Origin of the sequence: Streptomyces asiaticus (genome assembly GCF_018138715.1) — a bacterium.
In the GTDB taxonomy this organism is placed as follows: domain Bacteria; phylum Actinomycetota; class Actinomycetes; order Streptomycetales; family Streptomycetaceae; genus Streptomyces; species Streptomyces asiaticus.
The window spans coordinates 9,182,490-9,196,682 of sequence record NZ_JAGSHX010000006.1 but is presented as its reverse complement, the minus strand read 5'-3'; the positions used below and the strand labels follow the sequence as shown (position 1 = coordinate 9,196,682).

Sequence of the window (14,193 nt, the reverse complement as noted above, 5' to 3'; positions counted from 1 at the left end):
TGGCCCTGCCCCCTCGAAGAAACCAGGTGGTTCTCGTTCATGTCAGGCGTCTCCGAGTTCTCGGTCGATGACGTCGAAGAGCTCGTCCACCGATGCGCTTTCCAGGTCGTCGTCGGCGTTGTCGTCCCCTACGGCGCCCCCGCCCCCGCTGACGGGTTCACTCAGCTTGGCCAGCACCGACTGGAGCCGGACGATGGCCTTCGTCCGGGTGATGTCGTCCTGCGGCATGGCCGTGAGGACGGTTTCGAGTCGGTCGATCTCGGCGGGCAGGGACTTCTCCGGGGCGGCCTCGTCCTCGACCAGCTCCCCCTTGAGGTGGCGGGCCAGCGCGGACGGCGATCCGTAGTCGAACAGTGCGGTCGGCCGCAGCCGCAGCCCGGTGGCCGCGTTGAGCCGGTTGCGCAGTTCCACGGCGGTCAGTGAATCAAGCCCCATGTCGAAGAAGCCACGCTCGGCGTCGATGCCCTCGTGCGTGACGTATCCGAGGACGGCCGCCGTATGCGTACGCACCAGGTCGAGCAGGGCCGGCTCGCGTTCCGCCGCCGGGAGCTCCGCGAGTGTCGTCGCGAGCGTCGGCCGATGAGTGCCGGCGGGCTGCCCGTCCAGCGTGGCGTCGGCGGCCTGCCGTGCCGTCCTGACCTCGGCGATGTCGCCGAAGAGGAGGCCGAGCCGGGTGCCGTCGACACCGGCGGTGAAGCGCGGCCAGTCGATGTCGGTGATGACCGGGCAGGTGTCGGACTGGTTGACGGCCCGCGCCATCGCGGTGACGGCCAGCTCGGGCTCCATCGCGGGCAGGCCGAACCGCTCCATGCGGCCGCTGACGGCCGCGTCCTGGGTGGCCATGCCACCGTCGGCCCACGGCCCCCAGGCCACGGAGGTGGCGGGCAGACCCTCGGCACGGCGGTGTTCGGCGAGCGCGTCCAGGAAGGCGTTCGCCGCCGCGTAGTTGCCCTGTCCGGCCCCGCCCACCGTCGCGGAGAACGAGGAGAACAGCACGAACGCCGAAAGGTCCAGCTCGCGCGTCAGCTCGTGCAGATGCCACGCCGCCTCGGACTTCGCCCGCAGCACGCCCTCGAACCGGTCCACCGACAGCCCGTCCAGCACCCCGTCATCCAGCACACCCGCCGTGTGTACGACAGCCGTCAGCGGGAACTCCGCCGGCACCCGGGCCAACAGCCCGGCCAGTGCCTCGCGGTCGCCCACATCGCATGCCGCGACCGTCACCCGAGCACCCAACTCGGCAAGCTGTGCCCGCAACTTGTCCACGCCCTCGGCCGCCGGACCGCGCCGCGAGACCAGCAGCAGATGCCCCGCACCGGCCCGCGCCAGCCACCGCGCCACATGGGCACCCAACGCACCCGTACCACCCGTCACCAGCACCGTCCCCGACGGCTGCCACGCCTCCCCGCTCTCGGCGCCCACCGCCGCACGGACCACACGGCGGGCGAACACACCCGACGCCCGCACCGCCACCTCGTCCTCACCGGTGGCACCGCTGACAACGGCGGTCAGCCGCTCCAGGGCCCGGCCGTCCGGGGTCTGCGGCAGGTCGACCAGGCCGCCCCAGCGCTCCGGGGCCTCCAGTCCGGCGACCCGGCCCAGTCCCCACACCGCCGCCTGCTCCAGGCTCGACGGACGCTCCGAACCGCCCGTCGCCACCGCACCGCGCGTCACACACCACACACGGCCACCCACACCCGCGTCCCCGATCCCCTGGAGCAGGGACAGGGTCAGCGCAAGGCCCGATGGCACCGCCGCATACCGGCCGTGCCGCCCTTCCGCCAGCGCCAGCAGCGACAGCACCCCCGTGACATCGGCGGCCCGGTGCGTGCCGCCCAGGGCGTCGCGCAGCCGCCCGGCCACCGCCTCACGGTCGGCGTCGGCATCCTCGAGCCCGACGACCACGGGCTGCGCACCGCGCGTGGCCAAGGCGGCCACGCAGTCCGCGACCCATGCGTCGTCGGCCAGCCCGGCGGGGACCGCCACCAGCCACGATCCCGTCAGCGCCGCAGCCGTCACCTCCGAGACCGGCGACCAGGCGATCCGATAGCGCCACGCGTCGACCTGCGATCGCTCACGGCTACGACGCCGCCACGACGACAGGACCGGCAGCACTGCCGCGAGCGACTCGCCCGTAACGGCCTCGCTCTCGACGGCCAGCGTGTCCGCGAGCGCCGGCAGGTCCTCGCGTTCCACCGCGTCCCAGAAGTCGGCGTCGGCGGACTCGCGTTGAGCGTCCGCCGTGCCGTGCTGGGCTCCCGGCGCCGTCCCTGTCGCAACCCAGTAACGCGTGCGTTGGAAGGCGTACGTCGGCAGCTCCACGTGCCGCGCCGGTCGTCCGTCGATGGCGGCGAGCACGGCCGTCCACTCCACCGGCACACCTCGGACATGGGCCCCGGCCGCGAGCGTCAGAGCGGTCTCGACCTCGTCGCGACCGGATCGCGCGGCGGGTAGGAAGACGGCGACGTCTGTCGTCTCCTCCGGCAGGCACTGCTCGCCCATTGTGGACAGGACCTCGTCCGGGCCGAGCTCCAGGTAGGTGGTGACTCCCGCGTCGGCCAGGCTCCCTACACCGTCCGCGAACCGCACGGCCTCGCGGACGTGCCGCACCCAGTACTCGGCGGAGCACAGCGCCTCGGCGTCCGCGATCAGGCCCGTCACGTTCGACACGACGGGGATGCGCGGAGGCGCGTACGACAGCCCCTCGGCCACCAGGCGGAACTCGGCCAGCATCGGCTCCATCAGGGGCGAATGGAACGCATGCGAGACGCGCAGCCGCTTGGTCTTGACCCCCTGAGCGTCGAACCGCCCGGCGACCTCCGTCACCGCCTCCTCCGCCCCGGAAATCACCGTCGAACGCGGACCGTTGACCGCCGCCACACTCACCTCAGCCTCACGACCGGCCAGCAGCGGCAGTACGTCAGCCTCGGCAGCCTGCACCGACACCATCACCCCGCCCGACGGCAGCGCCTGCATCAACCGCCCACGAGCCGCCACCAACACACACACGTCCTCGAGCGACAACACACCCGCCACATGCGCCGCCACCAACTCACCAATCGAATGCCCGGCCACGAAGTCCGGCCGTACACCCCACGACTCCACCAGCCGGAACAGCGCCACCTCCACCGCAAACAACCCACACTGGGTATACGCGGTCTCATCCAACCCCGCCACATCCCCACGGATCACCTCCCGCAGCGGACGCTCCAACACCCCGTCGAACTGCCCACACACCTCATCGAAGGCATCGGCAAACACCGGAAACGCCTCATACAACTCCTGGCCCATCCCGACCCGCTGACTACCCTGACCCGAGAACAACACCGCCAACTTGCCCGGCACCACCAAGCCCTGGACCACACCCGGCGCCGGGTCACCAATCGACAGCGCCTCCAAGCCATCGACAAGACCAGCGCGATCAGCGGCCAGCACCACAGCTCGATGCTCAAACGCACTACGCGTCGTGACCAGCGACGACGCCACATCGGCCACCGGCGTCTCCGCCCCGGCCCGACTGCGTGCGTACGACAGCAGCCGCTCCGCCTGGGCCCGCAACGCATCCTCGGACTTCGCCGACACCACCCACGGCACCAGCGCCGACTCATCGGACTCATCGGGCTCGTCGGTCACCGGCCCGGCGACGGGCTGCTCCTCGGGGGCGTGTTCCAGGATGACGTGTGCGTTGGTGCCACTGATGCCGAACGACGACACACCCGCACGCCGCGCTCGGCCCGTCTCCGGCCACTCCACCGCATCCGTCAACAACTCCACCGCACCCGTCGACCAATCCACATGCGGCGACGGCTCATCGACATGCAGCGTCTTCGGCAGTACGCCGTGCCGCATCGCCAGCACCATCTTCATCACACCCGCGACACCGGCAGCCGCCTGCGCATGACCGATGTTCGACTTGATCGCGCCCAGCCACAGCGGCCGCTCCTCCGCGCCACGCTCCTGCCCGTACGTCGCCAGCAACGCCTGCGCCTCAATCGGGTCACCAAGCCTGGTACCCGTACCGTGCGCCTCCACCGCGTCCACCTCGGCGGCCGACAACCGAGCACTCTCCAACGCCGCCCGGATCACCCGCTGCTGCGACGGACCATTCGGCGCCGTCAATCCGTTCGACGCACCGTCCTGGTTGATGGCGCTGCCCCGCACCACCGCGAGCACCTGGTGACCGTTCCGTCGCGCGTCCGAGAGCCGCTCCAGCAGCAGCATCCCGACGCCCTCGGCCCAGCCGGTGCCGTCCGCGGCGCCCGCGAAGGGCTTGCAGCGCCCGTCCGGGGCCAGTCCGCGCTGGCGGCTGAACTCGACGAACGCGAGCGGGCTGGCCATGACCGTGGCGCCGCCCGCGAGAGCCAGTGAGCACTCGCCCTGCCGCAGCGCCTGTGCCGCCCAGTGCAATGCCACCAGTGACGATGAACAGGCGGTGTCCACGGTCACCGCGGGTCCCTCGAAGCCGAAGGTGTAGGAGATGCGTCCCGAGGCGACGCTTCCGGCGTTGCCCGTCATGAGGTAGCCCTCGGTGGCCTCGCCGGCCTGCTGCACCGCATCGGTGTAATCGTGGTAGGTCAGCCCGCAGAACACACCGGTCTGGCTGCCGCGCACCGACGCCGGGTCGATACCGGCCCGCTCCAGCGCCTCCCACGACGTCTCCAGCAACAACCGCTGCTGCGGATCCATCGCCAACGCCTCACGCGGCGAAATCCCGAAGAACTCCGGATCAAAATCACCCGCGTCATACAGGAAACCACCCTCACGCGCATACGCCGTGCCCCGGTGATCCGGATCCGGGTGATACAGCCCCTCCAGATCCCAGCCACGATCGTCGGGCAGCCCCGAGATCGCGTCTCCACCGCTGATGAGCAGTTGCCACAGCTCTTCGGGGGTACGCACACCACCCGGGAAGCGGCAGCCCATTCCGACGATGGCGATCGGCTCGTCGTCGGTCGTGGCCTTGCGCACCGGCGGAGTGGCCCGGGTCCGGTCGAGAGCGGGGGTTTCGGCTGCGGCCTGTACGGAGCCCATCACCTCGCCGAGGATGTGGCGGGCGACCGCGGTCGGTGTCGGATAGTCGAAGACCAGCGTGGCCGGAAGCCGAAGACCGGTGGCGGCGTTGAGGCGGTTGCGCAGCTCGACCGCGGTGAGCGAGTCGAAGCCGATGTCGCTGAACGCACGGTCGGGAGCGATCGCGTCCGACTCCGTATGGCCGAGCACGGCTCCCGCATGATCGGTCACCAACGCCAGCAGGACGTCCTCCCGCTCGGACCGGGACAGATCCATGAGACGGCGTACGAGGGCGGTGGCGCCGCCCTGGTCGTCGGCAGCGGCGTCGATCACCCGTCGGGCCGGGGCGCCGATGAGGTGGCGCAGCAGAGCGGGGGTGGTTCCGGGCCGAGCGTGTGCGCGGAGCACCGCGACGTCCATACGCGTCGGCACGAGCAGGGCGTCATCGGTCGTGTGTGCCGCGTCGAAGAGCGCGAGCCCCTCGTCGGCGGTCAGCGGGGTCATCCCGAACCGGGCCATCCGGGCCATGTCGACCTCGCCCAGGTGGCCGGTCATATCGCTGCGTTCGGCCCAGAAACCCCAGGCCAACGACACCCCGGCGAGCCCACGCGCCCGACGCCGCGCCGCCAGAGCGTCCAGGAACATATTCGCCGCCGCATAGTTCCCCTGACCCGCCGCACCAAAAGTGGCGGCCGCCGACGAGAACATCACAAACGCCGACAGATCCAGATCCCGCGTCAACTCATCCAGATACACCGCCCCATCCACCTTCGGCCGCAACACCGCATCAACACGCTCCGGCGTCAACGCCTCCACCAGCCCGTCGTCCAGCACACCGGCCGCATGCACCACACCACACAACGGACGATCCGCCGGAATACGCGCCAACACCCCAGCCAGTGCCTCACGGTCGGCGACATCGCACACCTCGAACACCACGCGTGCGCCGATGTCGGCGAGTTCGGCTTCCAGCTCCGCCGCACCCGCCGCGTCGCGGCCGCGACGCGACACCAGCACCACGCTGCGCACCCCGTGGCGGGCGACCACATGACGCGCCACCAAGCCGCCCAGCACACCACTGGCGCCGGTGATCAGCACCGAACCGTCGGGCTCCCACACCACGTCTCGTGGGGGCGCCACGGGTACCAGGGCCCGGGTCAGCCTGGGGGCGTACGCACCGCCGCCCCGCACGGCGAGCTGAGGTTCTCCGGTGGCCACCGCCGCGCCGATCGCCTCGGCGGCCCACTCCAGGTTCTCCAGATCCACCAGGACGAATCGGTCCGGATGCTCGGCCTGTGCCGAGCGCACCAGACCCCAGACCGCGGCGGCTGCCGCGTCCGGCACGTCCTCACCCGCCACGGCCGCCACCGCGCCCCGCGTCACCACCACCAGTCGCGAGTCGGCGCACCGCTCCTCGGCCAGCCACACCTGGAGCGCGTCCAGGGCGCGATGTGTCGCCTGGCGGGTCGCGGACACCAAGTCGTCTGCCGCCGCGACGGAGTCGGTTGCCGACTCGGTGAGGAACGGCAGGAGTACGAGGTCGGGTACGTCTGCGGCCGATGCGTCGGGCCGGAGCAGCGCGCCCATGCCGTCGTAGTCGTCGATCCGGCCACCGCTCGTTTCGAGCGCGGTGCGCAGTTCGGCGCCGCCAGGGCCGACGATCGTCCAGTGGGCGTGGTCCGGCCCGACACCGGCAGAGCCTGCCGGGATGCTCATCCACTCCACCCGGAACAGCGACTCATGGGGCCTCCGGCCCCCGGTGAGTTGCTCCGATGTGAAGGTGCGGGTCGCCACCGCGTCCACTTCGGCCACCGCGTGGCCTGATTCGTCGGTCAGCAGGATCGCCATGCCGTCCGGCCGCTCCGTGGAGAGCCGTACGCGCAGGGTCGTCGCGCCGGTGGCGTACAGGGACATCCCGGTCCACCGGTACGGGAGCCGGACGCGGCCGTCGTCGTCGGCCGTCAGATCGGCCACAGCGTGCAGGGCCGCGTCAAGCAGCACGGGATGCAGGCCGAAGCGGCCGGCCTCCGGGCGCATGTCCTCCACCAGCGCCACCTCGGCGAAGATCTCCGCACCGCGACGCCACGCATGGCGCAGGGCCTGGAACGCCGAACCGTACTCGATACCGCTGTGCGCGGCCGCGCTCGCATACCGGTCGGCGAGGTCGATCGGCGAGGCATCCGCCGGTGGCCACTGGCCGAGCCCGGTCTCCGCCGGCGCCGTGGGCCCCTCCGTGGTCAGCACACCGGTGACATGGTGGGTCCACGGGAGGTCGGCGGGCCCGTCCTCGAAGCGCGAGTAGAGGTTCACGGTGCGTCGTCCGGAGTCGTCCGGGCCACCCACCGTCAGTTGCAGCTGGACGGCGCCACTCTCGGGAAGGGCGAGGGGCGTTTCCTGCGTCAGCTCCTCCAGGTGGCCGCAGCCGACCGCGTCACCGGCTCGCAGCGCCATCTCGACCAAGGCGGACCCGGGGAGCAGCGCGGTGCCGTGAATGGTGTGGTCGGCCAGCCACGGGTGCGTACGGAGCGAGAGCCGACCGGTGAACAGCCGCCCACCGGACTCGGGCAGCGCGACCGCCGCGCCGAGCAGGGGATGGTCGGCGGAGACCAGCCCGGCCGACGACACATCGCCCGCCACGGCTGCGGGCTCGACCCAGAAGCGCTGGTGCTGGAAGGCGTACGTCGGCAGATCGACCCGCCGCGCGCCCGCGCCCGCGAACATCCCCGCCCAGTCGACGGACGCGCCGCCCACGTACGCCTCGGCCAGGGAGATGGCGAACCGGTCGAGACCGCCTTCATCGCGGCGCAGGGACCCGACGGCGGTGACGCGGGTGCCGTGGTCCTCGGCGGTCTGCTCCACACCCATCGTCAGCACCGGATGGGCACTGGCCTCGATGAACGTATCGAAGCCGTCGGCCAGCAGGGCGCGTACGGTCTCGTCGAAACGCACGGTCTGGCGCAGATTGCGGTACCAGTACGCGGCGTCCAAATCGGCCGTATCGAGCACTCCGCCAGTTACCGTCGAATAGAAGGGAATCGACGCCGACCGAGGACTGATCCCCGCGAGTTCCCGTAGCAACTCGCCCTCGATGGCCTCGACATGGGCGCAGTGGGAGGCGTAGTCCACGGGGATACGCCGTGCCCGGACCTCGTCCGCCTCGCACGCCGCCAGCAGCTCGTCCAGCGCGTCGGCGTCGCCGGAGACCACGACCGCCGAGGGCCCGTTCACCGCCGCCACCGACAACCGCTCACCCCACCGGCCCAGCCGCTCTCGCACCGAGTCCACGGGCAGCGACACCGACACCATGCCGCCCAGCCCCGACAACGCGCGCAACGCCTTGCTCCGCAACGCCACCACGCGAGCCGCGTCCTCCAACGACAACGCACCCGCCACACACGCCGCCGCAATCTCACCCTGGGAATGGCCAATGACGGCCGCGGGCTCGACACCGTACGAACGCCACAGCTCCGCCAGCGACACCATCACCGCGAACAGAGCAGGCTGCACCACATCCACCCGCTCCAACGCCACGGAGTCGCTGAGAACATCGGCAAGCGACCAGTCCACGAACGGCGCCAACGCCGCCGCACACTCCCCGAACCGCTCCGCGAACACCGGCGAATACTCCAACAACGCCGCAGCCATCCCCACCCACTGCGCCCCCTGACCAGGGAAGACCAACACCGCACGACCGTCAGCAGCGGCCACCCCCCGGATCAGCCCCGAGGCGTCCCGGCCCTCCGCGAGCGCCGCCACGCCATCGGCCAGACCGTCCCGGTCCCCGGCCAGCACCACCGCACGGTGCTCGAACGCACTCCGCGTGGTCGCCAACGACAGGCCGATGTCCTCGGCCGACAGCTCCGCCCGCTCGCGCACATGGGCCAGCAGCCGGTCCGCCTGTGTGCGCAGCGCGGCCTCGGACTTGCCCGAGACGAGCCAGGGAGTGACGGGCAGCCGCCCCACGCCGCCTGCGGGCTCGTCCACGGCGGGCCGCTCGGCCACCGGCTGCGGCGAAGGCTGTTCGAGGATGACGTGCGCGTTGGTGCCGCTGACGCCGAAGGAGGACACGCCCGCCCGACGGGGCCGACCGGTCTCGGGCCACGGGGTGGCGTCGGTCAGCAGCTGAACGGTGCCGGGCGACCAGTCCACGTACCGGGAGGGCTCCTCCACGTTCGGCATCCCGGGCAGCAGACCGTGCCGCATGGCCAGCACCATCTTGATCAGGCCCGCCACACCGGCGGCCGCCTGCGTATGCCCGATGTTGGACTTGATCGAGCCGAGCCACAGGGGCTGTTCATCGGTGTGCTCCCGGCCGTAGGTGGCCAGCAGCGCCTGGGCTTCGATCGGATCGCCCAGCGTCGTACCCGTACCGTGGGCTTCCACGACATCGACCTGCCCGGCCGGGAGCCCGGCGTTGGCCAGCGCCTGGCGGATCACCCGCTGCTGGGACGGGCCGTTGGGCGCGGTGAGGCCGTTGCTGGCACCGTCCTGGTTGACGGCGGAGCCACGTACCACCGCCAGCACCTGATGGCCGTTGCGCCGCGCGTCCGACAGCCGCTCCAGCAGCAGCATGCCCACACCCTCGCCCCAGGCGGTGCCGTCGGCGGCCGCCGCGAACGGCTTGCACCGGCCGTCCGGCGCCAGTCCGCGCTGACGGCTGAACTCCACGAAGCCACGCGGTGACACCATCACCGAGACGCCACCGGCGAGCGCCAGGGAGCACTCGCCCTGCCGTAGCGCCTGTGCCGCGAGGTGCAGCGCCACCAGGGACGACGAACAGGCGGTGTCCACCGTCACCGCGGGCCCCTCGAAGCCGAAGGTGTACGAGATGCGGCCGGAGACGACGCTGGCCGCGTTGCCGGTGGCCACATAGCCTTCGGTGGTCTCCGGGGCCCGGTCGACCAGGGACACGTACTCCTGCCCATTGGTGCCCATGAACACACCGGTACGGCTGCCGCGCACCGCCTCCGGGTCGATTCCGGCCCGTTCCCACAGCTCCCATGACGTTTCCAGCAGCAGCCGCTGCTGCGGATCCATCGCCAGCGCCTCACGCGGGGAGACGCCGAAGAAGGACGCGTCGAAGCCGCTCACATCGGAGAGGAACGCACCCTCGCGTACGTAGCTCTTTCCGATCGCGTCGGGGTCAGTGTCGTACAGCCCCTCGAGGTCCCAGCCACGGTCCGTGGGGAAGGCCGAGACGGCGTCCTCTCCGGCGGCCAGCAGCCGCCACAGGTCGTCGGCGGAGCGTACGTCACCGGGGAAGCGGCAGCTCATCGAGACGATCGCGATCGGCTCGTCCGCCGCGGCGGACGCGGTCGTGGCCACGTCCGCGGTCGCGCCGTCCGTCTGTTCGTGGCTGCCGAGCAGTTCGGTGAGCAGATATCCGGCCAGCGCGGCCGGTGTGGGGTAGTCGAAGACCAGGGTGGCCGGGAGTTGGACGCCCATGGCCTCGCTGAGCCGGTTGCGCAGGCCCACCGCGGTCAGGGAGTCGAAGCCGATCTCCATGAAGGCGCGGCCGGGGCCGATGGCGTCCACCCCGCTGTGGCCGAGTACGGCGGCCACATGGGCACGCACGAGCTCCAGCAGAGTGCGCTGCCGTTCGGCCTCGGACAGGATCTCCAGACGACGGACGAGCGCCGAGGACTCCTCGGTGTGCGCGGGGTCGGTGTCGCCCGGCCGGGCGGTCGCGGTCAGCTCCCGGACTTCCGGGACTCCGCTGAGCAGCCGGGACAGCCGCCGGGCCTCGAAGGTGTCGGCGAAACGCCCCCAGTCGGCGTCGACGACGGCGAGAGCGGCGTCCGGGTGGGTGACGGCGCGCTCCAGCGCCGCCAGGGCCAGCCGTGGATCCATCGCGGTCATGCCATTGCGCCTGATGGTGCGGCTGACCTCGGCGCTGCTGACGGCCATGCCGTCGTCGGCCCAGGGACCCCAGGCCACGGAGGTGGCAGGGAGCCCCGCACCGCGCCGCCACTCCGCCAAAGCGTCCAACATCGCGTTCGCCGCAGCGTAGTTTGCCTGACCCGCGGCACCCACCGTCCCCGAGAACGACGAGAACAGCACAAACGCCGCAAGATCCAGCTCCCGCGTCAGCTCATGCAGATGCCACGCCGCCTCGGACTTCGCCCGCAACACACCCTCGAACCGCTCCACCGCCAGCCCGTCCAGCACCCCGTCATCCAGCACACCCGCCGTGTGTACGACAGCCGTCAGCGGAAACTCCTCCGGCACCCCGGCCAACACCCCGGCCAGCGCATCCCGGTCGCCCGCATCACACGCCACAACCGTCACCCGAACGCCCGTCTCACGCAGCTCGGCACACAGCTCATCCGCACCCTCAGCCTCAGGGCCACGCCGCGACACCAGCAACAGATGCTCCGCACCCGCCCGCGCCAGCCACCGCGCCACATGGGCACCCAACGCACCCGTACCACCCGTCACCAACACCGTGCCCGACGGCACCCAGCCCCCGACGCCATGCCCGCCGGCCGACGCCCGGACGATACGGCGTGCGAAGACCCCCGAGCCGCGCACGGCGACCTCGTTCTCGCCCGTACGGCCGCTCACCACATCCACCAGCCGATCCGCCGCCCGCGCATCCCACACCTCGGGAAGATCCAGCAGACCGCCCCACCGCTCGGGCACCTCCAGACCGGCCACGCGGCCCAGGCCCCACACCGCCGCCTGCTCCACCGCGCGCACGCCCTCGGAACCAGCGACCGCGACCGCGCCACGCGTCGCACACCACACCGGAGCGGCAACGCCCGCATCGCCCACCGCCTGCACCAGCGGCAACGTCAATGCCACGCCCAGCGGCACCGACCGATACCGACCGTGTCGCCCCTCCGCCAACGCCAGCAGGGACAACACACCTGTGGCATCGGCCGCTTCGAGCCCGGCCAGAGCCTCTCGGAGCCGTGCCGCCACCGCCTCACGGTCGGCGTCATCGGGCCCCAGCTCGACCATCACCGGCCGTGCGCCCCGCCCGGCGAGAGCGTCCGCGCACGCCGACACCCAGGGGTCGGTGGCCATTCCCGCGGGGACCGCCACCAGCCACGGCCCCGACACCGTCCCGGCTCCGTCGGGCACCGGCGACCACGACACGCGGTAGCGCCACCCGTCCACCGTGGCGCGCTCACGTCCGCGGCGACGCCACGACGACAGCACCGGTAGCACCGCCGCCAGCGATTCGCCGGCGCCGTTCTCGTCCGCGACCGCCAGGGTGTCCGTGAGCGCGGGCAGGTCCTCACGCTCCACCGCGTCCCAGAAGTCGGCGTCCGCCGCACCCGTGGGGCCCGTTTCAGCCGTGGCGACGGACGACTCCAGCCAGAAGTGCTCTCGCTGGAAGGGGTACGTGGGCAGCTCGACGGGCCGGGGGCGCGCCGGTGCGAGCAGGGCGGCCCAGTCCACCGAGCGACCCCGCACATGGATCTGCGCCAGCCCCTCCATGACCGAGGCCGTCTCTTCCCAGCCGCTGCGAAGAACAGGGGCGAAGGCGGCGTCCGGCGCGCACTCCTGCCCCATCCCGGAGAGGACTCCGTCGGGGCCCAACTCCAAGTAGCTGACCACGCCTTGCCCGGCCAGACACGCCACACCATCCGCGAACCGCACGGTCTCGCGGACGTGCCGCACCCAGTACTCGGCGGAGCACAGCGCCTCGGCATCCGCGACCAGGCCCGTCACGTTCGACACGACGGGGATGCGCGGAGGCGCGTACGACAACCCCTCGGCCACCCGCCGGAACTCCGCCAGCATCGGCTCCATCAGGGGCGAATGGAACGCATGCGAGACGCGCAGCCGCTTCGTCTTGACACCCCCGGCCTCCAGCAGCCCGGCGACCTCCGCCACCGCCGCCTCAACACCGGAAATCACCGTCGAACGCGGACCGTTGACCGCCGCCACACTCACCTCGGCTTCGCGACCGGCCAACAGCGGCAGTACGTCGGCCTCGGCGGCCTGCACCGACACCATCACCCCGCCCGACGGCAGCGCCTGCATCAACCGCCCACGAGCCGCCACCAACACACACGCATCCGCAAGCGACAACACACCCGCCACATGCGCCGCCACCAACTCACCGATCGAATGCCCCGCCACAAAGTCCGGCCGCACACCCCACGACTCCACCAACCGGAACAGCGCCACCTCCACCGCAAACAACCCACACTGCGTGAAGACGGTCTCATCCAGCCCCTCCGCATCCACGAACACCACATCCCGCAGCGGACGCTCCAACTCCACGTCGAACAGGGCACACACCTGGTCAAACGCGTCCGCGAACACCGGGAACGCCTCATACAGCTCCCGGCCCATCCCGACCCGCTGACTGCCCTGACCCGAGAACAACACCGCCAGCTTCCCCGGCACCACAGAACCCCGCACCACACCCGCCGCCGGTACACCATCCACCAGCGCCCGCAACCCAGCGGCAAACCCCTCGCCATCGCCCGCCAGCACCACCGCCCGCTCATCGAGGGCCGACCGAGTCGTGACCAGCGACAACGCCGTATCGGCCAGCGATGCCTCCGCCCCGGCCTCACCCCGGGCATAGGGCAGCAGCTGCTCCGCCTGGGCCCGCAGCGCGCCCTCGGACTTCGCCGACACCACCCACGGCACCAGCATCGACTCATCGGACTCATCAGGCGCGTCGGTCACCTGCCCGGCGACGGGCAGCTCCTCGGGGGCGTGTTCCAGGATGACGTGTGCATTGGTGCCACTGATCCCGAACGACGACACACCCGCACGCCGCGGACGATCGGTCTCCGGCCACGCCACCGCATCCGTCAACAACTCCACCGCACCCGCCGACCAATCCACATGCGGCGACGGCTCATCAACATGCAGTGTCCTCGGCAGCACACCGTGCCGCATCGCCAGCACCATCTTCATCACACCCGCCACACCCGCGGCGGCCTGCGTATGACCGATGTTGGACTTCACCGAGCCCAGCCACAGCGGCCGGTCCTCGGCGCTGCGCTCCCGCCCATAGGTCGCGAGCAGCGCCTGCGCCTCGATCGGATCGCCCAGCTTCGTTCCCGTACCGTGCGCCTCCACCGCGTCCACCTCGGCGGCCGACAGCCGAGCACTCTCCAGCGCCGCCCGGATCACCCGCTGCTGGGACGGACCGTTCGGCGCCGTCAAACCGTTCGACGCACCGTCCTGGTTGACCGCGCTGCCCCGCACCAC

The 14,193-nt window shown here is 71.4% G+C and carries 1 protein-coding gene (cut by a window edge); it reads right to left on the bottom strand.

Annotated elements, in window-relative coordinates:
* Positions 1-42 precede the first annotated feature (42 nt).
* On the bottom strand, positions 43-14,193 hold the final stretch of the coding sequence (locus KHP12_RS46520; protein WP_211834628.1) for a type I polyketide synthase. The gene runs 23,541 nt beyond the window's last position; the window shows 14,151 of its 37,692 coding nt (coding positions 23,542-37,692); its start codon lies off the right edge, out of view; it ends in the stop codon at positions 43-45.